We start from the raw sequence: 24,659 nt of genomic DNA on the forward strand, positions 1-24,659 counted from the left end.
CTACCAAAATGTTCTCCTATTAAACATGATATATGAAGCAGATAATCCTATTACACAATCCCAATGCAGGCGACGCCGACCATTTTAAGGCGGATCTCATCGAAGCTATCGAGAAAGAAGGATATCGATGTACTTACTTTTCGATTAAAGAAGATGACAGGTGGAAGAATCAGCTCGACGAAGCAGATTTTGCTGTCGTAGCTGGCGGCGATGGTACTGTGCGAAAAGTTGTTAAAGCACTTGTCCAAATACGCACTGGCGACAAAAGAATAACAATGGCACTTCTACCTATGGGCACGGCGAACAATTTGTCCAAGACATTATTCCTGGACAAAGAAGCAAGTTTTGAAGATCAAATAGGTACCTGGAAATATGGCAAACGCCGGCGATTTGATATCGGTAGCCTCGCGTACGATGGTCGTTTTGATTTTTTTCTAGAAGGTGTCGGGTACGGTCTATTTCCAACACTCATCCAAACAATGGATAAGATAGACGTCAGTCATTTAGAAACGACAGAAGAGCAATTGCAATTTGCGCTGGAGAAACTGTATCAAATTATATTAACCGAAGAAGCATATCATTACATAATCCATGTGGATGAAAAAACGTATGAAGGTAGATATCTGTTATTGGAAGCTATGAATATTCCGTCCATAGGTCCCAACCTTGTGTTAGCCCCCGCTGCTCAGATAGACGACGGCTATCTTGATTTAGTGATGATCGCGGAACAGGAGCGGAATGCATTCGCATTGCATGTTAAAAAAATTATCAATCAAGAAGAAACATCTTTTGATTTTCAGACGCTTCGGGCAAAAAAATTCGAGATACAATCAACTAACAAAAATATCCATATCGACGACAAATACCTATCCATACCCAATGGTTCTCTTAATATAGAAGTGCGTGAACATATACTTGATCTCATTATGTAGACCAAGGCTGTATGTTCCGATAAAGCGATAGTCTTTTACGACAGGAACAGGAGTTATTGTCCCCCCTCCTCCGGTCCAGTTACAGGTCTTGGTGGGTTATATTTCTTAGGCTCTACTTTCGTAAAGAGTGCAGAACCTAAAACAACAAATCCTATAAATATATGAAACAGATAAGTGTCGTTACTAAATCCGAACAGAAATGGCGATAAAATAAGAAAAATGCCTAATAAAAAATCCATAATCAAATGAATTCTCATGGGTACTAGGCGAACTATTCCGCCCTCATTCGCCGTGAGAATGGAAAGTAGCGCGATAAGACCGCCGCTACATAAACTCGTAATCTTCGCCGCCTCCACTTGATGAAACGTGGAAAGCCATGGACTACTCAAGAGTACAATGCTCAATATATAATCCATAAATGCATGCCAGTGGGTTGGAATCAATTTTCTCATACCTTCTTATTTTTTGGTGTGTTCTTTATAATGGACAAAGTGCACGGCAAATAGTTGTTCGTCTTGTCAAAACGCGTAGTTATAACAAGCTATACTGACAAAAAGTATGAGTCGTCTATATTTCTTGTCATAGTATACGCAATGTTGGCAGGTCGGAAATGACAAAAAAACTAAATATGCCAAAGATCTGTCAACTGTATAAAAGACTATCGCGCCAATATGTTAAAGAGGTGTTAAAACTACACGTTGTATATACCAAAAGGCATAGAAATTGATACTATAATAGTACTTCATAATTTAGGTTTATAATTGGTTAGTTAGTTAAAATCCTGAGGTTCCCCGCCTCAGGATTTTTTATGAATCAGCTTTTTACAAAACAATTTCGATTGATTTTGCGTACTCTAATAAAAAAATATGGAAACAATCATAGGGATTACAGCTGGCATATTTACGTCTATTTCCATGGTGCCACAATTACTAAAGGTTTTAAAGGAAAAAGATGTGGAGAACCTCTCTCCCTATATGATTGCTATCCTATTAACAGGTGTATCGTTGTGGGTCGTTTACGGTTTTATGTTACATGAATGGCCTATTATCCTTTCGAACTTATTTTCTGTGCTCGTCAATGCAACCTTATTAGTCTGCTATTTTTTATTTAGGGAGCAGTAGATCCCAAATAAACTTTTATTGCTTAAAACTATATTATAAGATACACGTATATAAATAAAAAATCACGTGTTAATCCTCTTAAACATAAAGGTAAATCGACTGTTCAATAATAAGATGAGCAGTGACTTAGAGAAAAAAATAAACAGATGAAAGCAAATTACGAAATAAACTTGGAAAAATCAGCTTGGGTTGTAATAACGATGATTACCGATAGTCCGGGTCGCACAGATGAGGAATTCGGAGACGCTGAAGGTCAGGAAATTAATAAAGATCCTATTATAGGAGGTGCAGATGATGTATATCGCGAGAACCCCACGGACGATCTGCGGGATTCTGACATAGTAGACGCAGAACCTCTCCAAGAGGATATCAAACATCTAAAAGATGAAGATAAACAAATCGAGAGAAATCAAGAAAAAAGAGAAGAGTCTGATATGCCAACTGATTCAGAAGAGGAAAATCTGGATATCAGCAATCTAGAAGATAATGAGGATATCACAAATGGGCGATAACTGTTTTAAGATGCGATAAGAAAAGTATTATGAAAAAGAAAATTCCAGAACAAGTGGAGGGTAAATCTCTGGATTGTTTTAAGTCTGTAAATTTGCCATCCCATGAGGAGGCCACGACATTTTTTGAACGTATAAGAAGCAAATTATTCGATGTCAACCATTGGAACGAAATCACAAAAGCACCTTCTGCCACATTTACCATCAAGGATGCTTCCGGTCGTACGATGGAACGCACGGTTCAACAAGGTGACTATATCCAAATCGATATTCCCGGACCTGGACTTCCCTCTGCTAAAGGATATGACTGGGTACAAGTAGAAGACATAACAGAGACGGCCAATACCGAAGACGCTAGCATTCTTTTGACATTAAGGCCTTGCCCCGATCCAACACAAGATGGTACGGATACAGCACATTTCTTCAAACGACTAGCAACTTCGTCTTTCCTGGTGGAACAAAAAGGCAAACATATTTCCTTGCACTACGCCGGACGTAATGAAATCATCAACACGGATAATGAGTCGATGTTAGACAATTTGCGCAATTTTATGGTAGGTTTGGGAGCAAAAATGGGTGCGTCATTTCCACAGTGGAAGGCGCTAGTTGAAGGGCTCGGTGATGTTGATAGCTAATAATACATGTGTCAATGTACGCGGTGAATATCATTTATAATTTCAACAACTATTTACTATCTCAATTGTTGTATTGTAAAAAATAAAAGATTTTTCACAGCGAAAATATGAGCAAATCAATTTCTAGCGTATTGCAAATAACCTTCACCATCGTTTTAATTGTAGTTATCTTGTATTATGGAAAGAGCATACTGGCTCCGTTGGCCATTGCCTGCATTTTATCGATGTTGTTTGTCGCACCTTCCACTTGGATGGAAAAAAAGGGCTTACCTCGGTGGGCAAGTGCGCTGATCGCGGTCGGTATTCTAGGAATATGTCTGGTAGGAATCGGTTTCCTTTTGAGCTGGCAGTTACAAAACTTTGCCGAACAGATCAGCTCTTTGAAACAAAACCTATCGCAGATGCTTTCCAATTTACAACTTTGGATACAGAACCGTTTGGACATCGATCAAGCTAAACAACAAGCCATAGCAGAAGAGCAAATGAAAGGCCAGTCTAAAGAAGGTTCCACAGTCACTCAAATTGCATCTGTCTTTTTTGGCCTGCTTGTGGATTTCATCTTAGTGATGGTTTATACTTACCTTTTGCTCTTTTACCGCTCTCGGTTGAAGAAATTTTTGCTTAAAATAACACCATCCGGAGACCAAGAAAAAACCATAGAGATCGCTGAATCGGCAAGCCAGGTGGCAGCGAATTATATGACGGGTCTTGCGAAAATGATCGTAGTTTTGTGGATTCTCTATGGATTAGGGTTTACAGCGATTGGAGTAGAAAATGCATTATTTTTTGCCGTAATATGCGGGTTATTAGAGCTTGTTCCTTTCATAGGAAATCTAACAGGCACCGCAATAACAATATTAGGAGTGACGGCTCAAGGTGGTGAGACCGACATAATTTTAGGTGTTATATTGATATACGGGTTTGTTCAATTTATTCAAACCTATCTGCTGGAACCTCTAATCGTCGGGAATGAGGTTAACATCAATCCGTTGTTTACCATATTCAGCTTGGTGGCTGCTGAAGCGGTGTGGGGTATCCCAGGCATGGTACTCGCTATTCCAGTTACCGGCATGATCAAGATTATATGTGACCGTATCCCCCGATTGCAACCTTACGGTTACTTGATAGGCAGCGATAAAAAAAATAAACGGACTTTTTGGAAGCGTAAAAAGTAATTTTACTCTTCCAATTGCCATACTTTCAGGGGTGCGATAGAAGGGCCATTCAACAAACTTCCATCAGGCGCGTATCGCGCTCCATGGCACGGGCAATCCCAGCTCCGCTCCGTATTATTCCATTTTACAATACATGCAGCGTGGCGACACACGGGGTCAATGGCAAATAGCTCACCTTTCTCATCCTTAAACAAACCTATCCTTTTTCCCTCATAATTCAATATCTTTCCTTCGCCACGGCTCAATTCCGCGAGTTCTTCTATCTCTTCTAGAAAAAAACGGTCTTTTACGAAATGTTTTGCTACATCATAATTTTCTACAAGCAGATCACGGATTGCCGAAATCGGTCCTACACGACTAGGCGAATAGATGTCTTGAAAATCTGTTTTCCCATGTAGTACTAAATCTGCCATCATCGTGCCACCGAGTGACCCGAAAATCATCCCGTTTCCACCATACCCCGTAGACAGTAGCTCTCGATGATGTTTCTTACCTGGATAATAGCCAATAAAAGGCAAACTATCTTGACTTTCATAATATTGAGACGACCATTCATATATCTTTTTGTCTACCGTATAAAGACTTCTAATATGTGCTTCCAGTTCTCGGAAATTCTGCTTTTCATTATCATGATGAGCTGTCTTATGATCCTGCCCACCTACTAAAAGATAAGATTTACCGTCGTGTTCTACGGTTCGAAAATAATGGAAAGGCTCCTGCATATCGTAGACCAGCGCTTCTGGAAAATTTATCGGGCGTACTAATTCCCATACCTGTATATAGCTTCTATAGGGTGCTAAACGAAAGTTCATTAATTGTATACCCGGCGGGGTGTGCGTAGCATATAGAACGAAATCGGAAGAAAAAACCATACCTTCAGCAGTTTTGACCAACAGCACATTGTTTTCCTCCTTCACGTGTTGCACAATCGTTCCTTCTCTGATCTGCCCTCCTAAACTACTGTAAGCGTTCACTAACCCGACAAGGTATTTCGTCGGGTGGAACCGGGCCTGTTCATCAAATTCGATTGCATAAATAAACGGAGCTGGAACAGGAATTTCGTCTACTTCAGAACAGGGTATTCCTACTTGTTCTAACGCATCTTTTATTTCTATGAGCTCTTTCTTTTCTTCATCATTTTCAGCATACATAAAACCCGAACAGGGTGTAAAGTCACAGTTAATTTTATAACGATCTATATTTTCCTTGATTATTGATATCGCTTTTCGTGTAGATGCCAACACCGTGCGAGCCGCTTCTAAACCATGTTGCTCAATTATTTCAGTATATGGTGTGTCGAGTACTGTATTTATATGAGCAGAAGTCCCCCCCGTGGTACCAAATCCTATTGTATTGGCTTCCATAACGATACAACTTTTGCCAGCTTCTTTGAGCATTAATGCTGCTGTAAGTCCGGTGATACCCGCACCAACAACAATTATCTCAACATGCTCCTGATCGTAAGGCACGGATAGTTCTGGTGCATCAACCTCCTGCCAAATGCTCTTGTTTGTTCCGTCTCTTTGCATATAATTCTATTTATTTATTTTTATTGTCTATCTCCATTAATAGAATGCACAAAGGAGCTTCGTTGTTTCCTACGGACTCCAAAACAGGTAGTATTACCTCGGTCTACGTATTTTTCGTTTTTATAAAATTAAATACGATGCTCCATAGTTTAGGCGGAATGTTTGATACGCTTAATTAAGGCCGTAAATAATAACAGTGTCAATATTTTGAATTTATCAGAACTAGATAATTCGTCGGTTGTTCTCTGATTAAGAATGTTCAAGTGAAAAATTTAAAAAAGATAATTGTTATGGGAAAATTAAATGGAAAAAGAATTGCCATATTGACAGAAGATGGTTTTGAACAAATTGAGTTAACAAGTCCGAAAGAAGCATTAAAAAACGAGGGTGCCCAGGTAGATATCGTTTCTCCACGAGAAAAGGTTGTACGCTCGAAAAAAGGTGATGATTGGGACGATGAATATCCGGTTGACATGCCACTAAGTCAGGCAAGAGTCGATGACTATGATGGATTACTGATTCCAGGAGGTGTAATTAATCCGGATAAATTGCGTACCAATGAAAGAGCACTATCTTTCGTGCGTGATTTCTTTGCGGCCGGTAAACCTGTTGCAGCTATATGTCATGGACCTCAGGTGTTGATCGATGCCGAAGTGGTAGAAGGTCGCAAACTTACTTCAGTCGCGGCAATTAAAAAGGATCTGATCAATGCAAAAGCACGTTGGGAAGATACCCAGGTAGTGACTGATCAAGGACTGGTGACTAGCCGCACACCGGATGATCTTCCTGCTTTTAACAGAAAAATTGTAGAAGAATACGCGGAAGGAGAACATGATGGACAACATGTTTAACGCCATTTGTAGTAATTATTTTTTAACTAAAATACAACAAAAGGAGAACATTAAATGTTCTCCTTTTTATTTTTAATCTTTAGCTTTACTAAAAATTTCAAGTGTATGAAACGTGCCGTATTATGGTGCTCATTGTTTTCTGTTACGTTATGGTTATTTTCCTGTAGAACACAACTTCATCACCACATAAATAAGGGGCAATATTATGAGGTTGACGCCTCGATCATCGCTGACAGCAGTATTATTAACTATTACGCACCTTACAAAGCAAAATTGGAAGCCGAAATGAACCGGGTGGTGGGTTATGCCAACGATCATGTCACACGTAACCGTAATGCACCAGAGAGCCTGATGGGTAATTTCTTTGCAGACGGATTATTGTGGAAAGGAAGGCTACTGGACCCGGAGGTACAGGCAAGTTTTGCCACCAAAGACGGCATCCGGGCAGACATTAACGCTGGAGACATAACAGTGGGCAATATTTTTGAGATTATGCCTTTTGAAAATGTCGTCTCTATTTTAACGTTACGTGGCGTGGATATGTTGCGTTTGGCAGACTATATGGTAAAAACAGGAGGACAACCGGTTAGTGGTATCAAACTCATCATCGAAAATGGAAAGATCAAGGAGTTTTTGGTGCAGGGGAAACCGATTGACCCAAACGCACATTATAAACTAGTTACTTATGACTATCTAGCAAATGGTGGAGATTATATAAAATTTTTCGACAGTCCTATCGCACGCGAAGATTATACGCAACTTCTTCGCGAAACGTTGATGGAATATGTTTTGGATTTAAAAAAACAAGGAAAGCACGTTAAGAGTCAATTAGATGGAAGAGTTCAAATCATTAAATAGAAGAGGCTTTATCAAGCAATCGCTCATGTTAGGAGCAATTGCAACATTGGGGCCTTTTCCAGCGCAAGCAGCCACCGCGCCTAAAACCAAGCGTTTGACTATCTTGCATACCAACGACGTGCATAGCAGAATCGATCCTTTTCCTATGGATGGTTCGAGGAATCAAGGTTTAGGCGGTGTGGCAAGACGAAGCACACTTATAAACAAGATTCGTGGAGAGGAAAAAAACGTATTGTTGGTCGATTCCGGAGATATGTTTCAAGGCACGCCCTACTTCAACATGTTTGATGGAAAGCTAGAGTTGGAATTGATGTCTAAATTGGGTTATGAAGCAGGAACCTTTGGCAATCATGAATTCGACAATGGGATCGAAAGACTCGCTGAACAGCTCCACAATGCCAACTTTCCTTTTTTGACCGCCAATTATGATTTTTCCGGAACGCCTTTAGCTGGTCGTACTAAAGAATACGTTATCATCAAAAAAGGAGGTATTCGCATCGGCCTCACTGGTGTAGGCATCGATATAACAGGATTAGTAGACCCCAATAATCACAAAGGCATGGCTTACCTCGATCCCGTTCCGGTTGTGAACCGTATCGCCAAAATGCTTAAGGAAAATAAAAAATGTGATCTGGTCATTTGCCTTTCCCATTTGGGATATAAATATAACGACGATAAGATTGATGATCTGAAACTCGCAGCTGCTAGCCAAAATCTAGATATTATTCTAGGCGGCCATACACACACTTTTCTGAACGAGCCTACCCGTATACACAATCTGGATGGCAACGAGGTTTGGGTCAATCAGGTCGGTTTTGCAGGCATACGCCTAGGACGTCTGGATGTTGTTTTCAATAAAGCTACCGGCGAAAAAAAGATAATGGCACAGCATTATCCTATTGATCACAAGCTAGATCGTCCCATTTCACATTCACAGCTTGCCGTTCTATAGACGAATCCATAATTTCGTGCTAAAACGATAGCGAACATATAAACAAAAAATTTTGGCGACATTTTACCCCCCCTTTTTTACGTAAAAAGGGCTTTTTTCACCACAAAACCCATCTTATTCCGCAAATACAAACGTGCTTCACGACAAAGTGCAGCTTATTCTCCAACTACAAATAGAGCTATCTTGATAGGAGTTTAAGTCGTTGTGATTAAAAGATAAGCTATTGTATAGGGATACAAAATAAAGGCTGTCTCGCATATTTTTGAGACAGCCTCTTTATAATAGTGTAAACTATCTAGAAAATATACCTAACACCTAGCTGCATTTGCCATGTAGTAGATAAATCACTAGTAAAATCCCGGAAAGGTGTATTCGGAAGTTCTCCATCAACCATCGTCATGTTAAATGACGGAACTCCAGAAGCAGGAACTGCTCCAGTAGTCCGTAATAATTGTTGTGCGGGAGTCAACGTACTTCGGATACCGGAACTTTTGCTGAGAAGGTTACCAAAATTAATGACATCTAAACTCAACTGTAAGGTATGTCTACGAGGACCGATATTGGTAAAGATATCTTGTAAAACACGTACATCGAAGCGGTTCAGCCATGGCATTAAAAATGCATTTCTTGGCAAGTATTTTCCTTTATATTTACTTAACCCGTTCTCATTTATAAATGATTCAAGAGCATCGCGTTGCTCAGCAGCAGTTTTTACAACATCTCCATCATTCACGATATCCACAAGGGGAAGGTCATTCAAATTTTTAGGTAAATAAATCAGATCTGCATTTTGCCCATCGTTATTAATATCTGTTCCGTAGATGTACGAGAACCGGCCTTGATGCGCACCGTTATAATATACACCAACCGTCGTCGCTAACGTATTTGCATATTCGATGCGATAGCTTATATTCGCTACTACACGATGGGGAACAGCAAAATTGGATTTATATAAGAATTGATCGTTCGGACCATGAATATTAGCAGAAGCTCCCCAAGCGGAACTTGCATTTGATCCCGTGTTACCGGTTACTTCACGTGCATCTGAATAGGTATAAAATACACTACCACTAAACCCTTGATAATTTGGCACACTTAATCCCAAAGTCGCGCTCAAAGCATGACCTTTGACGTTAGTATTCGTCAAAACGGTGGCGTTGTTGGCTCCGATGGCATCATTATAGCGCTGTGCTCCCGAAGGATAAAAAGACCGGTTGTCACCGTAGTCACCTGCCTCGTCGGACGATCCGTAATTTAAGAAAGTATTCGATGTTACACGATTTGCACCAAATTGGAATACGGCATTAATATCTCTAGTATATAAAAAGTCTCCTGTTAATACCAATGGCGTATTCGGAATCTGGTAATCTCCACCAATACTAGTACGCCAAACCATCGGCATTTTAAAATCTCTGTCCACTAATGCAAAAGAGCTCGGCGCACCTTCATTGGGTGTACGAATAAATACATCTTCCGCCCCCTGAGGAACATTATTCAGGTGATAATATTGATCGGGGTTAAAACGTACATTTCCTATCCATCCTTGCACATCACCATAAGATCCTGGTTCAACAACGTTTTGTAACACACCAGCATTTGTCGGCATATTGGTCAACCATACAAAGGGTACTCGACCCGAGAAGAAGCCTGTTCCTCCGCGTAGTACCAAAGAACGGTCTCCAAATACATCATAATTGATGCCTAACCGAGGCGAAACCAACAGTCTTGATTTAGGCCAAAGTCCCGAATCGTAATTTTTTGGCATACCACTGACATCTAGAAAGGTAAGTTCATCTATGGACGGATTCGCTGTTAATTTATTCATATAAATTGGTAACTCCGCACGTATACCATATGTCAACGTTAAGTTGTCAGCTACGGACCAGCGGTCTTGCGCATACAAAGACGCCAATCCAAAATTGACTCTGGAATACGTATCCTGTCCTTCATACGGATAGGTCAATCCAAACATAATTGGAGCCACCTCATTCGGTGTACCCGTTGTTAAGAAGTCCTCAACCGAGTTATAACGATAATAGGAACTCCCCATACGTATATAGCTATTTCCAAAATTTTGAATTTCGAATGCTGCACCAAAAGTAAAATTATGTTTGTCAGCCTGTAGGCTAAGATTATTGATAAATGAATAATTATTGTTGATTACGTCATTATTATAAGAAAACAATTCTGTACCAAAACTCATGTAATTATTATGGAAACCAGGTTGAGCATTTGCCGCAATTTGTTCTGGAGTTCGGTTATCCAGAAATTCCTGATGACTACCGTCACCTATATCTACAAACGGAAATAAATGATTGCTTGGTGTAGTCCGTGTATCTTGGATACGTGTATAGGTTGCCAAAAATTGATTGTTCCATCTTGAATTGAAATTACTATTAAGTTCCGCCGTAATAGAACGTACTACATTTTTTGATCCATAATTAGCATTTTCAAAGGCAATTGAATTTTGGCCCACCCGGCTGTAAGCTTCAAAGTCAGCCCTAGGTCGAGGCCCCGAATTACCATTCGCTACATTCATAGATTCCCCAATTACTTGATTATAACGCAGGGCAAGTTTATGTTTGTCATTGATATTCCAATCCAATCTTGCTAAGAACTTCGTACTTACTTGTTCCGCTTCGTTCGCATAACCTTCATATCTTCCTGGATCGTACCCCCATTGGTTAATCAAATGATTTCGAACAGCTTCTAGGTCAGAACGAGATGTTCTCGCAATATTGTTAGCAGCGTCTGCAACACCATTTTCAGAAGCACGCCATAAGTTTGCTCCAGAAGCATTCGCACCCGTCGCCTCTTCACGCTCTGCATTTACAAAAAGGAATAGCTTATCTTTCACAATTGGTCCACCCAAACTAAAACCAAAATTTTTCTTTGCCGCATCAGTTTTCTCTAATGTTACGTCACCGATTTTATGACCTTGCAAATTCTGATTTTGAAGAAAATAATAGGCTGTACCTGTTACAGTATTCGTACCACTTTTGGTAATCGCATTTATCCCTGCTCCTGTAAAACCCGACTGAGTAACATCAAAAGGAGCTATATTTACCGAAATAGCCTCAATCGCATCCAATGAAATAGGCTGAGATTTTCCTCCGGGAAGAGGATCATCATTCAATCCAAATCCATTATTAAAGTTTGCACCGTCGATTTGCAGATTGTTATAGCGCGCGTCACGTCCCCCAAATGAGGTTCCATTGGCTTGTGGTGTCAATCGCATAAACTCCGTGATACTCCGATTTACCTGTGGCAACTCCTGCAATTGCTTTTGACCAACGCTTGTCGACGCACCTGTTTTTTGGTTACGCACGACTTGACCTGTAACAGTGACTTCCTCCAAGGACATCGCGTTTTCACCGAATGTAGGATTTAAAACAAAAGGCTGTCCCAATTGCAGGTAAATGCCTTCGTAAACCACAGGATTTTGACCGACATAGGTTACTTCCACACGATAAGGGCCTCCTACACGCATGTTTGCCAAATTAAAACGGCCCGCCACATTGGCCGAGCCAGAATAAATCGTCCCGGAAGGTACGTGGGTTGCCTTGATCGTAGCCCCGACTGTAGCATGTCCTGTAGATTGAGTTACTACCCCTTGCATACTACTTGTCGTTACTTGAGCTTGGATTACCCCATAACTAGATAAAGCTAGGGCGAAGATTAGTAAAGATTTCTTCATAATCAACTTTTAGTTTGTTGTTTGTTTCAAAATTTAACACGACAAAGTTATACATATAAAATGAGTACTTTGATCACTTAACACAAACTTAATATTGATTCCATAAGACTTATATATCAATTATTCGTTTAACGATAAAAAAATATATATTTTATTCTGTTTAAACATATAATCTGCACACACGAGACTCTTCGAAACACATGGATAATTACGCTTGAAGATCTATCTTTCAATCAGCTCTTTCGCATGCTGCAAAGCCGACGCTCCGGGATTGGCCCCGCTGAGCATTTGCGCAACTTCCAAGATACGGTCTTCTCTAGCCAACAGCGTGATATCGGTCTTGGTTTTCTCTCCCTCGTCTTCCTTAAACACCTTAAAATGGGCTTGGCCTTTTGACGCTATTTGCGGTAAATGGGTGATGGCCAGTACTTGCATGTCGCCGGCTAAGCGTTCCATAATCTCTCCTACTTTTAATGCAACTTCACCGGAAATACCGGTATCTATCTCATCAAATATAATCGTTGGCAACGCTGACGTTTGTGCTACGAGTGACTTAACGGCAAGCATAACACGGGACAACTCTCCGCCCGATGCGACACGGTGTATAGGCTGCAAAGGCTGCCCCTTATTGGCAGAAAACAGAAACCGAACATCATCCGCACCTGTCGTTTTATATTTATCAATTTCCAACAAGGAAAGTTCTATTTTTAGCTGGGCATTCGGCATTCCTATCTCTGCTAAAACCTCTTGCACATATTTTTCCACATGTGTCACCGCCTGTTGTCGGGCATCATGCAAATATTTCCCCGTTTTTTCCAATGCCTCCAAACACTTGGCGACGTCCTGCTCTAAAGCCGCCAGCTGTTCGCCTTGATTAGCCACAACCAAAACCTTTTGTTCCAATTCATCTCGCAATGTAATGAGTTCCGAAACAGTATCCACCCTATGCTTTTTTTGCAAGCTATATAATACGCTTAGTCGTTCATTAACCTCTACTAATCGCCCCTCATCCATAAACACCTCCTGCTCCTTGGCACCGACTTCGTCCGCAATATCTTTCACTTCAATCCATACACTTTGCAAACGTTTCACTAATTCCTCCATTGAAGGCATAAAACGCTCTACGGATTGGAGTTGTTGCAACGACTCTTTTAAAGAAAAAGTAGCAGATTGTTCGCTTTCACTCAACAAATGACTAGCCCCCAACAGTCCTCTTTTTATCTCCTCTGCATTTTCCAATTGGCTCAACTCCGCTTCCAGCCTTTCCTGTTCACCATCTTCTAAATGAGCTTGATCCAATTCATCAAACTGAAACTGGTTAAAGTCCAAGGCAGCATTTGCACTGGCAATATCTTCACGCAGAAGGCTCAAGGATTCCTGCCGATGCTTGTATTGCGATAAGTTTTGTTTATAATCTTGTAAAATCGCTTGATTCTTTGCTACGTTATCCAGTATCATCAATTGAAAACGTTCGGTATTCAACTGCAAAGTAGCGTGCTGCGAATGGATATCGATCAACTGCTCCCCTAACAATTTTAAGATATTTAAGGTTACAGGGGAATCGTTTACAAAGGCACGTGACTTACCGTCAACGGCTATCTCCCGACGGATGATAGTTTCATCGTCGTAATCCAATTCATTTTCTTGAAAAAAATCTTGCAAACCATAAGCATCTATTTTAAAAAAACCTTCTATTACACATTTCTGGTCTTCCCGAAAGAAATGCTTACCTTCCGCACGGTTACCTAATATGAGTCCCAACGCTCCCATCATAATGGATTTACCTGCTCCTGTTTCGCCAGTGATTATGTTCAACCCTGCATCAAATAGGATATCCAGGTTTTCAATCAATGCGTAATTCTTAATAAAAAGTCTATTTAGCATGGCTTCTGATTCGTGCTATCAAAGATAACGATTTCAGCGGGCTTGCAAAAAACGATTTATCTCTAGAAGTCATGTAGAAAAAAATCAATATGTTTGCAACACATGCCAGATTTTTCTAAACAACTCAGTCAATATCTGCCGGAGGCCGCTGCTCCGATTATCTCCGCATGGATTAACGATACGGGCTGCCAATTTAGAGTTTCGCGCAGTCGCAGAACGAAACTCGGCGATTATACCGCACCTTTCCGCGGTGCTTCACATAAGATATCTGTCAATCACGATCTCAATCCTTATGCTTTTCTCATTACGACTATACACGAATTTGCACATTTACAAACGTGGAAACAGTACAAACATCGGGTGAAACCACATGGTATCGAATGGAAAGGTCACTACAAACAACTTATGGCCCCTTTTCTCCAATTGGGCGTTTTTCCAGCGGACGTTCGACATGCTATTGTTCAATACATGGAAAATCCGGCGGCTTCCAGCTGTACAGATATACATCTATATCGGGCATTAAGAAAATACGACGAAAACGCCGACGAACAATGTACCATAGAATCTATTCCACCAAATAGTATATTTGCATTAGAGAACGGACGCGTTTTTGAAAAACGAGAAAAACTTAGAAAGCGATATAAGTGTGTAGAGCTTAATACCGATCGCACCTACCTCATTCACCCTATGGCAGAGGTCATTTTAATCAAGGAAGCAGACGGTATTAAAAAATAATCTCGTATTTTTAAACACGCATAATCTTTCAATATATATGATGAAACCAAATTTACTATTGATTCCTGCTCTTGTGAGTATACTATTCTCTTGTCAGGAGGGCACACAAGACAGCCATAATACCGATGGGCTTGATTCTACCGCTTTGTCTGCCATCACAGAGGACGCCTATAAAGCACATGTAGTTAAACTCTCTTCTGATGAGTTTCTTGGACGGAAGCCATTTACGAAGGGAGACACACTCACCGTACAATATATCGAGCAGCAGTTTAAAGATTTGGGACTACAACCGGGCAATGGTGAATCTTTTTTTCAAGAAGTACCTTTGGTGGAGATTGCCTCGGAGCCCAAAAATAAAGTGCTAACGTTCAAAGGCGAATTGGGTACTGTTTCAGCAAACCATCTCGACGATTATGTTATTGGAAGCCGACGTCTACAAGACGATATCGATATATCCGAATCAGAATTGGTTTTCGTAGGATTTGGCATCGTCGCTCCGGAATTCGATTGGAACGATTATGAGGGTTTGGATGTAAAAGGTAAGACAGTGGTAGCCTTGGTGAGCGACCCGGGCAGATATGATAAAAGCTTATTTAAAGCCGATACGATGACCTACTATGGGCGTTGGAAATATAAATATGAAGAAGCTGCCCGGCAGGGTGCAACCGGTATTCTATTAATCCATGAAACAGAGGCGGCAAGTTATGGTTGGAATGTCGTGCGATCAGGATGGTCCGGACCGCAGCTAGAATTGGTGTCAGAAGACGACGGCGCTTCATTCGCTGAGTTCGAAGGCTGGATTTCCAATGAAACATCAAAGAAACTCTTCCAGCTGGCAGGAATATCGCCGAATATCATAGAAGATGCCAAGAAACCGGGATTTAAGGCTGTACCGTTAAATGTAACCACGTCTGTAAGTATTCATAATACGTTTAGAAAATCAACTTCGAATAATGTTATTGCGAAATTGGAAGGTTCAAAGAGACAGGACGAGGTCATCATTTATACGGCACACTGGGATCATTTGGGTGTGGGCGAGCCTGTTGATGGAGACGCTATTTATAATGGTGCAATTGACAACGCAGCCGGTGTAGCAGCCTTGTTTGAAATAGCAAAGGCCTTCCAATCGGCGCAGGTAAAACCCGAGCGTTCGATTATTTTTCTAGCTGTAACAGCGGAAGAGGAGGGTCTATTGGGGTCAGCTTATTACGCACAACATCCTATTTATCCCTTAAATAAGACCGTCGCTAACCTCAATATGGACGCTTTCAGTGCATTGGGAGCGACCAAAGACGTTTCAGTAGTAGGCATCGGACAAACAGAAATTGAAGATTATGTAGAAAAATCAGCAGCCAAATTTGGCCGTATAATGAAAGGAGAAAGTGATCCGACTTCTGGTGGTTTTTATCGTTCCGATCACTTCAACTTTGTCAAAGCAGGTGTTCCTGGGCTTTTTATGGGGGCTGGAAGCGAACTTCTGTCTACCGATACGGCTGATATCGAGCGGAGAAGAGAGGCGCTTGCAGGCAGATATCATACGGTAGCTGATGAAGTGGATGAAAATTGGGATTTTGGTGGTATCATTGAAGATATACGTTTATTTTTCGACATCGGCTATACCATGAGTATGGAAAGTACATTTCCTAATTTTAAAGCGAAGTCCGAATTTAAGGAACTGGGCGATAAACGTTTGGGATTATAGATTTATTAGAGAGAGAACAATTAAATACAAACAAACATGTTAACAGGAATGAAACATCTACACTCCACTTTAGCCGTTATCTTATTATTGGCTTTAGTTATTTCAATCGTAATTACAGCAGTCAATTATTTCAAGGCAAATCCTTACAACCGCAAAATAGCATTGATTGGACTCATCACTGCGCACCTTCAGCTTGTTGTCGGGTTAGTTATCTATTTCGTTTCCCCTCTCGGGATACAGAGTTTCTCCGGAGCGAACATGAGCAACAGCTTATCCAGATTATATTTTTTAGAGCATCCGCTGATGATGCTTATTGGGATTGTACTGATTACCATCGGTTATTCAAAAGCAAAAAGAGCAACCGAGGGTTATGCCGCCAATAGGACGGTGTTCATTATGTACACTATTGGCTTAATCGTATTTTTATCCCGTATTCCTTGGAGTACATGGTCACTTTTCGCCTAAAACAAAAGCCCGGATTTATGTGTCCGGGCTTTTGTTTTTAATTACTGAAAAAGGAAACTTAGTTTTTGTTCTTTCCAAATCCCAAAATATCGAATACCACTTTAAATGCAATGATCGATGCCACAATCATCAATATGTTTGCTATTAGAGAAAATACAAAAGTCATCTGGTCTAATGAAGGCAAAACATCAGGAACGAACCGGATGAATACACCTACCAAACCAATGACAATTGCAACTGTTAACTGTACATAATATTCTGTACGGTTTGCGTTATTGTCTGTCTTTTTTGCGGGTCTTTGAGACACAGTATTTTCCATATCAGTCTATATCTTTTTTATTTCCACAAATATATTACTTTTTTCTTATTATTGCAGCGGAGATTTTAATCTAACGTGAAGCAAATCATTCGCATACTGGTTTTCGTTCTTTTGTCTGTTGCACACGCTCAGGCCCAACCCCAACGCATTGATAATTTTATCGTCAAAGAGAATCTGACCCAAAACAGCAAGCTTGCCATTATCGCTCTTGACAGTACCGAACAACCTTTAGAAAGAATCAACGGGACGTTTGTTTTTAATCTAAATGGTTTTCAACAAAACCTCCAATTTCACGATGGAGTTGCAGTTGTACAACAGCCAGTAGAATCCTCTACATTTGTTTTCTTCAAACACAAAAATCAGGAAAATACAGTAAGCAAGCTATACTACATCCATAAGAAAGACAAGGAACTGAAGCCATTTAAAATTAACGGTTTGTTGCTATTACTTATTCCGCTGGCCATCCTACTGATAGCTTATCTATTTAGACGATTTATCGTGACCCTCGTCATCATAGCCATCGTATACGCCTATTTCCACTTTGCTAAAGGATTGGATTTTTCCACGATCATGGAAAGTATACTGGATGCGTTGAAGAATTTGATCTAAAAAGGTAATCCCACACTAAAATTGTATTGGATAAAATTATAACGGTCGGGACGGTGTGTTTCATAATAGTTCTGTTTGAATTCGCGACTATTAAAGAACTCTTTTATCACCCACTGTTCCCCTTTTGCAAATTGCGGATCTTTTAATTTTAGTCCTGCATCCAAACGGATAATGAAATAATCCATATCCAACCGAACGCCAAACCCTGTACCAAGAGCAATCTGCGAAAGAAATTCACTCGTTTTAAACGTGCCATTAGTCGTTATTTCATTATCCCTTAATAGCCAGATATTTCCGGCATCCAGAAATGTAGCTCCATTCAACTTCGCACCCAAAAAATTATTCAACATCCGAAAGCGATATTCTGCATTTGCTTCTAATTTAAGTTCACCCAGCTGATCCAGGTTTCGCAAATTCAGCCGTAAACGTTCCGGTAGATCTGCCCGGTTATAATTACCCGGGCCCAATGTACGTGCCTGCCAGGCTCGAATTCCATTCATCCCCCCACCGAAGAAGCTTTTTTCAAATATCAATAATCTGGAATTATTGCCATACGGAACAGCAACTCCGCCGTTGAATCGTAGCACAAATTGTTTATTGCCTCCTAAATGACGATACCACCTGTAATCAATTTCCGTTTTGGCAAATTGTAGATAAGGTACACCAAATAGCAAGCGTTCACCTTCCTGCGATGTCTCCAACTTCAATACATCGCTTAATACGCCTAATACATTTCCACTGCTTTCCAATCCAACACGGAAGTAACTGAAATTCTCCCTAGTTATTAGCTTTGCGGCATTATAGGTATAATTATACTGTGCACTTAAACCAAAATACTCCCGATTATTACTTCGCACATACAACAGATACCCCTCATCCTCCAATTGCCGCTGAAATGCATCGTCTAATCTCCCAACGCGATATTCAATAGAAACCGGCGTTAGACTATGTTGCGAGCGCGGGCTAGTATACCAGATGTAATTTAGTGAGTTCGTAAAATATCTATTGGAATAGGTTCGGTCTTGTTGAAAAAACTGCAATGTGCTGGAAAACGTGGTTCGTGGCAGGCCATAGGTTCCCGTGCTGGAATTTTCAAAAGGTGTCATCAAACGCGGGATAATAAGATTGACGCCTACTTGAAAATCATTATTAAAAATCTTATTCGCTAAGTTCCCTTCCAAACGAGGGTCAAACAACACCCCATACCGCATTTTTATCTCCAGTTGCTCCGCCCCACCAAATACATTACGATGGGAAAAGGTATTTCCGATATTAAAACCACTCATACCCGAACTAAATGTAAATTCCCCTTCTACTTGGTTTGCCATAACCGGACGAGGAGTCAGTTCATAAAATGTATTCAAACGGCCGTTTCCTGTTTTCTGATGATTGATCTTTACATTCCTAAAACCATTCATTTCATAAAGACGGTCGTAAGATTGATTTTCCTTTTTGAGATCATAGCGCATACCCGCCCGTAAATACATATACCTGGATAGGGGCTTTATCCGAAAGCGTCCTGTTTCATCGTTATAGGTAATACGCAGGCTAGTGTCTACAGTGGAATGAGGATTCCGTGTACTGGTCTGCCCATAAGGCAGTATGATCTTTACAAAGACACTATCAATATGATAAATGGTATGCTGTGTACTATCCGTTGGGTCTTGTATTTCCACGTGGAGGTTAGCTTGTTTCGCCACAGCATTCGTATCAATTCCTACCCGCATATATTGTCGAAGATAGTCATAGTATCCACGTTCTTTCAATTTTTCATAAAGCTTCTCTCGCTCCTCCAGCAAATCTGCACTGTCGAACTGCTTTCCTGTTTTAGCGGGCGATTTCGGTCTTACTTCATGTGCGTATATCTCCTCAATTACAGGATCGTCGGCACGATATTGGATATCGCCAAACAGAAAAGGCTGTCCCAATGCAACGTGAAAATCAATACGGGCTTTCTTCTTTCTCACGTCGACCTGTGGCGTCACAAACGCATTAAAATATCCTTTGGTCTGGAGATATCGATTAATTTGTTGTGCAGACAGTTCAACCAAAGATGAATCGAGCACATGGGGAGGTTCTCCGACATTCCGTCTGTTTTCCTCTTTATAGCGCCCTTTCCGTGTATTGAACAAATTGTATATTGTGAGATTTAGCCTCGAATTCGGCTTAATTTCATTCGATATATAAGCTGTTGCATTTTCTTTTATATCTGGAGAAACCCCTGTGATATCGACGTCCGTCACTAATGCTTGCCCTTCTTCTAAGTATCTTGCCGAACGACAGGATGCAAAAAATAGCAACAAAAGCGTTATACTTGCACAAACAAAAAAACTGTACTTCTTAATCATTAAGCAATGTTATCAAAAGCGCAAATTAGTTTAATTACGTCATTGCAACATAAAAAGTTTCGCAAACAACATGGACTTTTTATCGTCGAAGGTGTGAAGTCAGTGCTCGAATTTCTCTCTTCCGATTACCAAGTTCACAGCTTATTTACCACGGCGGAAGCTCGAACAAAAATGGGGAATTTACCGCAAAAATTAAAATGTATAGAGGTTACTCTAACCGAATTTCAAAAAATATCCGGTTTGACCAATCCTCAGGGGGTATTGGCACTTGTTCATCTTCCAACGGTTGAAAGCTTTGATTGGGCTCTTTTAAGGCAACAACACAATTTGCTTTTGGACGATATACAGGATCCGGGAAATTTAGGAACCATTATTCGAACAGCAGAATGGTTCGGCATAAACCACATTATTTGCTCCATTGGAACCGTAGATGCTTTTAACCCTAAAGTTGTACAAGCAACGATGGGTTCGTTGGCTCGTGTCAAAATGTATTATACGTCGTTGGGAGATTTCATTAAAAAATCTGAAATGCCTACTTTTGGCGCGCTCCTAGAGGGAAAATCCATATATAGAACGGACTTTAGAAATGCCGGACTTATCATCATGGGTAATGAGGGAAATGGCATCAGCCATGAAATTGTAGAAAAAGTGGATCATGCGGTTACCATTCCACGCATTGGAAATGCAGAGTCGCTCAATGTAGCTGTTGCTACGACAGTTTTCTGTTCCGAAATCGCAAGACAAAAATTGAAACCATCATAGTTTATTCAAACCACAGAAGGGGGTGAATAAACTTGATAACTTCATCGCTATTGAAGAAAAAATTTATACGGATGAAAAATGGATAATCAAGTAGTCGACACCAAGTCGATATACACTCTACCTTTTATTTTATTATGTCTTAGTTCGCTACTATTTTGTGCGAGCTTTAATATGATTATTCCCGAATTGCCCAACCACCTCAGCCAGATGGGTGGTGCCGAACACAAAGGATTGATTATTGCACTTTTCACATTGACAGCCGGTATATCCCGCCCTTTCAGTGGTAAGCTGACAGACCGGTGGGGACGCGTGCCCGTGATGGCTATTGGTTCTATTGTATGTTTTATCTGCGGCTTTCTCTATCCTATCCTAACTTCTGTAGCTGGCTTTTTCTTCCTTCGGCTTATCCACGGCTTTTCGACAGGCTTCAAGCCAACCGCTACAGCGGCCTACATCGCCGATATTATTCCACAAAACCGCTGGGGTGAAGCCTTAGGTATGCATGGACTTGCATTTGCCGTGGGCAGTGCCATTGGTCCTGCTATTGGCAGTTACATCGCCAAAGGATACGGTATTGACTTTATGTTTTATTGTTCATCGGCCTTTGCGTTGCTTTCCATTCTCATTGTGATACGTATGGGAGAAACATTGGCTGACAAACGAAAATTTTCATTAAGCATGCTTCGGATCAATAAAGGGGAAATCATTGAATGGAGAGCCATTCCCGCCGGTGTCGTGACACTTCTCTCTTATTCGGGATACGGCGTTATTCTCACATTGATACCAGATTGGAGCGACCATTTAGGTATTGGCAACAAAGGTTTATTTTTCACTGCTTATACGTTAGCTTCGATTAGCATCCGTTTTATTTCCGGAAAAGTATCGGATCGGTATGGTCGGATACGCGTCATGTATGTGGGAATTGTCATTATCTCTATTTCGTTGCTGCTCCTAGGTTTGGGCAACTCCGTAGAGGGCTTGATTCTGGGCGCTGTCGTGTACGGGATAGGTAGTGGTATTCTTTCACCGGCCGTCAATGCCTGGACCATAGATCTCAGCTTACCGCAGCATAGAGGAAAAGCAATGGCGACCATGTATATCGCCTTAGAAATAGGTATCGGTGGGGGCGCACTTTTAGCAGGATATATTTATCGTGATGAGATTAGCAAAATTCCTATTATCTTTATACTTAATAGCGTTATCATATTTTTAGCATTTTTTTATGTGCTCTATTGGGATATAAAAAACAAAAGAAGCCGTTAATCGTTTTCACTTACAATTAAGAAGCCTTAACATGGACAACAATTCCAAAAAATACCCCTACTCACTCGATTTAGCATCGAGTTTCATAGCTATGGCACTCTTGCTGGCTTTTATGTACGTTACACAAAGCGTCCTCGTTCCGTTGTTGTTTTCTATCCTGATATCGATTTCGTTGTTTCCACTTGCTCGCTTTCTGGAACGTCTACGCTTAGGCAAAGCATTTGCCGCAATACTTTCTGTGCTTATCGCCATCGCGATCATTTGGGCTCTTGGGTGGTTTATTGTCCACCAAAGTATCATTATAGGTAAAGATGCTTCTGCTATAACAGCCAAGGTTATGTCGGTATTAGAACGGGCACAGGCCTGGGTTGAGCAAAGTTTTGGTATCGAACGTACGGAGATAATGGATCAGCTACGGGATCAGGGAAATAAGCTAGCTTCTAATGCAGGCAGTGTTATAACGGCAACATTTGGTTCCATCGGCAATATGGTCGCGGGTGTTATTTTGGTACCACTGTTTAGTTTTTTCTTATTGTACTATCGCGATTTCTTTCGGGAATTCTTTTTTAGAGCCTTCAAAAGTGTTCCGCATACAAAAGTTGACACGACCTTGAATAAGATATATGATGTTGTACAGAGTTATCTATTAGGCCTGATAACCGTTATGGGTATTGTTGCTGTACTGAATACTGTAGGCTTAATGGCGATGGGCATTGACTATGCTTGGTTTTTTGGTACACTAGCTTCGTTGTTGATGCTCCTCCCCTATATCGGGATTGCCATCGGTTCCATTTTACCTGCCCTCTTTGCACTAGCTGTAAAAGACAGCGCTTGGTATGCCGTTGGTGTCATCGCATGGTTCCAGGTTGTACAATTTTTAGAAGGAAATATTATCACGCCAAATATCGTAGGCAGCAAAGTCAGTATTAATCCGCTGATGGCAATTATAGCAATATTATTAGGCGGTATGTTATTCGGACTTTCCGGTTTGATTCTCGCACTGCCATTAACAGCAACTATTAAAGTTCTCTTCGACGCTATACCGTCTATGGAAGCTTTTGGCTTTTTAATAGGTGAGCCCGAGAAGGAACATCTAAAAAGAAATTCGACACAGGTTTTGCTCATGAAATGGGGTATTGTCAGAAAGCCCAAGAGCTCCAAAAAAGTTGAGGTCGAGATGGAAGTTGACACGGAGACCGTCCCAGAAACTGTCACGATGAAATACAAAGAAATTCATGAATCGGAAGAGTTACCGAAGGGCGATGATGATGTTGACGCTAATTCAAAATCTTGAACACAAGCTCTCTGATAACTTCTCCATTGTCGGTAAACGGTCCCACATCCAAGCCTTTGGTTTTTAGGTCATAAATACTCAAATGATGGATGACTTCAAATGTCTTTTTCCGATTGAAATTTCGTGCGGCAATTTCATATTCCTTTAGAAAAAAACTATGTACACCTAGGTGCTTTGAGGCAACTTGTGGCGATTTGTCGGGTAGATAGTGATACTTTAAGATTTTTGTGAAATAATTCCCTAAATTTCCGATAACGACGGGTAATGGATTCGATTTAGGATTTGCTATAAAATAATTGACAATCTGCATCGCTTTCACCGTATTTCTTTTGGCCAGTGCAGATTGCAGTTCGAAAACATTAAAATCTTTACTTATACCAATATTTTGTTCGATATGTAGCGGCTGAATCTCCTGTTCTTTGGGGACATTTAAGATCAGTTTATTGATTTCATTGGCTATCTTAGAGAGGTCTGTTCCCAGATATTCCGCCATCATGGCGGCTGCCTGTGGGTGAATTTGCCGCTGGGCAACTCGAAACTGCTCTGTAACCCACTCTCCTATTTTATTCTCATAGAGCTTGGTCGACTCAACGACAACTCCAGCTTTTTCAAAGGCTTTATAAATTTTCTTGCGCTTATCGAATTTACTATACTTGTACGCAAACACCAATATCGTCGTGGGGGTCAGATTCTCAAGATATTTGAGCAATAGATCTTCTTCCGTTTTCCATTTCAGATCCTGAGCCTCCTTGATAATAATCAACTGATGGTCGCTCATCATCGGATAACGCTTTGCGGCATTTACCACATTCACAATACTCGTTTCTTTCCCATACAATATGGTTTGGTCGAAACCTTTTTGTGCGTCATCCAACACCTGTTCTTCCAACGCCTCCGTTACCAAATCAATGTAATAGGATTCGTCCCCATGGAGAAGATACGCGGAACTGAATTTTCTTTTTTTGATGTCGGCGAGGACTGTATTTGCGTTCATACCATGCGAAAATACAATTTTAAAT

22 protein-coding genes are annotated in these 24,659 nt (G+C 40.7%); 15 read left to right on the forward strand and 7 right to left on the reverse strand.

The features are described from left to right. Positions 1-32 precede the first annotated feature (32 nt). Positions 33-932, forward strand: coding sequence for a diacylglycerol/lipid kinase family protein (locus tag H8B21_RS11255; RefSeq protein WP_190313840.1), 900 nt, complete (start codon positions 33-35; stop codon positions 930-932). A gap of 53 nt (positions 933-985) precedes the next feature. Here the strand turns inward: H8B21_RS11255 and H8B21_RS11260 are convergent, their stop codons facing one another. Further along, the gene (locus H8B21_RS11260; protein WP_190313841.1) at positions 986-1,384 is read right to left on the reverse strand and encodes an SPW repeat domain-containing protein; all 399 of its coding nucleotides are present in this window, start codon (positions 1,382-1,384) and stop codon (positions 986-988) included. Between the two features lie 414 nt (positions 1,385-1,798). On the opposite strand from H8B21_RS11260, the gene H8B21_RS11265 reads away from it, so the two are divergent. The 4 genes from H8B21_RS11265 (at position 1,799) to H8B21_RS11280 (ending at position 4,372) form a co-directional block, all read left to right on the forward strand. Further along, complete coding sequence (locus H8B21_RS11265) at positions 1,799-2,053, forward strand: SemiSWEET transporter (protein WP_190313842.1); 255 nt, start codon at positions 1,799-1,801, stop codon at positions 2,051-2,053. Positions 2,054-2,199: 146 nt separating this feature from the next. Then, positions 2,200-2,565 carry a hypothetical protein gene (locus H8B21_RS11270; protein ID WP_190313843.1) on the forward strand — a complete coding sequence of 122 codons (366 nt, stop codon included), beginning with the start codon at positions 2,200-2,202 and terminating at the stop codon, positions 2,563-2,565. A 29-nt stretch (positions 2,566-2,594) separates the two neighbouring features. Next, positions 2,595-3,197, forward strand: a complete 603-nt coding sequence (locus tag H8B21_RS11275; RefSeq protein ID WP_190313844.1) for a hypothetical protein — start codon at positions 2,595-2,597, stop codon at positions 3,195-3,197. 107 nt (positions 3,198-3,304) lie between these two features. Next, entirely contained in the window at positions 3,305-4,372 is a 1,068-nt protein-coding gene (locus tag H8B21_RS11280; protein ID WP_190313845.1) for an AI-2E family transporter, read from the forward strand. Positions 4,373-4,374: 2 nt separating this feature from the next. On the opposite strand, the gene H8B21_RS11285 is transcribed toward H8B21_RS11280, so the two are convergent. Then, positions 4,375-5,901, reverse strand: coding sequence for an FAD-dependent oxidoreductase (locus tag H8B21_RS11285; protein ID WP_190313846.1), 1,527 nt, complete (start codon positions 5,899-5,901; stop codon positions 4,375-4,377). A 290-nt stretch (positions 5,902-6,191) separates the two neighbouring features. Here H8B21_RS11285 and H8B21_RS11290 point away from each other — a divergent pair, with 290 nt between their 5' ends. From H8B21_RS11290 to H8B21_RS11300, 3 genes are all read left to right on the forward strand, one after another. Next, on the forward strand, positions 6,192-6,752 hold the full coding sequence (locus H8B21_RS11290) for a type 1 glutamine amidotransferase domain-containing protein (RefSeq protein ID WP_190313847.1): 561 nt from the start codon (positions 6,192-6,194) through the stop codon (positions 6,750-6,752). A gap of 105 nt (positions 6,753-6,857) precedes the next feature. Next, a complete protein-coding gene (locus H8B21_RS11295; protein WP_190313848.1) occupies positions 6,858-7,610 on the forward strand; it encodes a 5'-nucleotidase C-terminal domain-containing protein in 753 nt (250 codons plus the stop codon). Beyond that, positions 7,585-8,562 carry a bifunctional metallophosphatase/5'-nucleotidase gene (locus H8B21_RS11300; RefSeq protein ID WP_190313849.1) on the forward strand — a complete coding sequence of 326 codons (978 nt, stop codon included), beginning with the start codon at positions 7,585-7,587 and terminating at the stop codon, positions 8,560-8,562. Before H8B21_RS11295 ends, H8B21_RS11300 begins: the two co-directional genes overlap by 26 nt. Positions 8,563-8,857: 295 nt before the next feature. Here H8B21_RS11300 and H8B21_RS11305 read toward each other — a convergent pair whose 3' ends face one another. Together H8B21_RS11305 and recN are read right to left on the reverse strand one after the other, a co-directional pair. Then, on the reverse strand, positions 8,858-12,259 hold the full coding sequence (locus H8B21_RS11305; RefSeq protein ID WP_190313850.1) for a TonB-dependent receptor: 3,402 nt from the start codon (positions 12,257-12,259) through the stop codon (positions 8,858-8,860). A 222-nt stretch (positions 12,260-12,481) separates the two neighbouring features. Next, entirely contained in the window at positions 12,482-14,143 is a 1,662-nt protein-coding gene (recN, locus tag H8B21_RS11310) for a DNA repair protein RecN (protein ID WP_190313851.1), read from the reverse strand. A gap of 102 nt (positions 14,144-14,245) precedes the next feature. Here recN and H8B21_RS11315 point away from each other — a divergent pair, with 102 nt between their 5' ends. From H8B21_RS11315 to H8B21_RS11325, 3 genes are read left to right on the forward strand one after another with little or no spacing between them, the layout of a single operon-like run. Then, complete coding sequence (locus H8B21_RS11315; RefSeq protein ID WP_190313852.1) at positions 14,246-14,878, forward strand: SprT-like domain-containing protein; 633 nt, start codon at positions 14,246-14,248, stop codon at positions 14,876-14,878. A 37-nt stretch (positions 14,879-14,915) separates the two neighbouring features. After that, the gene (locus tag H8B21_RS11320) at positions 14,916-16,580 is read left to right on the forward strand and encodes a M28 family metallopeptidase (protein ID WP_190313853.1); all 1,665 of its coding nucleotides are present in this window, start codon (positions 14,916-14,918) and stop codon (positions 16,578-16,580) included. 48 nt (positions 16,581-16,628) lie between these two features. Then, positions 16,629-17,045 (forward strand): hypothetical protein, encoded by a 417-nt coding sequence (locus tag H8B21_RS11325; protein ID WP_190313854.1) that lies wholly within the window; start codon positions 16,629-16,631, stop codon positions 17,043-17,045. 58 nt (positions 17,046-17,103) lie between these two features. On the opposite strand, the gene H8B21_RS11330 is transcribed toward H8B21_RS11325, so the two are convergent. Then, the gene (locus H8B21_RS11330; protein ID WP_165296017.1) at positions 17,104-17,364 is read right to left on the reverse strand and encodes a hypothetical protein; all 261 of its coding nucleotides are present in this window, start codon (positions 17,362-17,364) and stop codon (positions 17,104-17,106) included. A gap of 75 nt (positions 17,365-17,439) precedes the next feature. Between H8B21_RS11330 and H8B21_RS11335 the strand changes: the two genes are divergently transcribed. Continuing rightward, positions 17,440-17,973, forward strand: a complete 534-nt coding sequence (locus tag H8B21_RS11335; RefSeq protein WP_165296018.1) for a hypothetical protein — start codon at positions 17,440-17,442, stop codon at positions 17,971-17,973. Here the strand turns inward: H8B21_RS11335 and tamL are convergent. Further along, entirely contained in the window at positions 17,970-20,321 is a 2,352-nt protein-coding gene (gene tamL, locus H8B21_RS11340) for a translocation and assembly module lipoprotein TamL (RefSeq protein ID WP_190313855.1), read from the reverse strand. The two genes, H8B21_RS11335 and tamL, sit on opposite strands and share 4 nt — an antisense overlap. Positions 20,322-20,327: 6 nt before the next feature. Between tamL and H8B21_RS11345 the strand changes: the two genes are divergently transcribed. From H8B21_RS11345 to H8B21_RS11355, 3 genes are all read left to right on the forward strand, one after another. After that, positions 20,328-21,083: a TrmH family RNA methyltransferase gene (locus tag H8B21_RS11345; RefSeq protein ID WP_190313856.1), complete on the forward strand. Its 756-nt coding sequence runs from the start codon at positions 20,328-20,330 to the stop codon at positions 21,081-21,083. Positions 21,084-21,161: 78 nt separating this feature from the next. Then, entirely contained in the window at positions 21,162-22,346 is a 1,185-nt protein-coding gene (locus H8B21_RS11350; protein WP_190313857.1) for an MFS transporter, read from the forward strand. 31 nt (positions 22,347-22,377) lie between these two features. Next, complete coding sequence (locus H8B21_RS11355) at positions 22,378-23,640, forward strand: AI-2E family transporter (RefSeq protein ID WP_190313858.1); 1,263 nt, start codon at positions 22,378-22,380, stop codon at positions 23,638-23,640. On the opposite strand, the gene holA is transcribed toward H8B21_RS11355, so the two are convergent. After that, positions 23,624-24,634 carry a DNA polymerase III subunit delta gene (gene holA, locus H8B21_RS11360; protein WP_190313859.1) on the reverse strand — a complete coding sequence of 337 codons (1,011 nt, stop codon included), beginning with the start codon at positions 24,632-24,634 and terminating at the stop codon, positions 23,624-23,626. The two genes, H8B21_RS11355 and holA, sit on opposite strands and share 17 nt — an antisense overlap. Positions 24,635-24,659 lie beyond the last annotated feature (25 nt).

The organism is Sphingobacterium chuzhouense (assembly GCF_014692525.1).
Lineage (GTDB): Bacteria > Bacteroidota > Bacteroidia > Sphingobacteriales > Sphingobacteriaceae > Sphingobacterium > Sphingobacterium chuzhouense.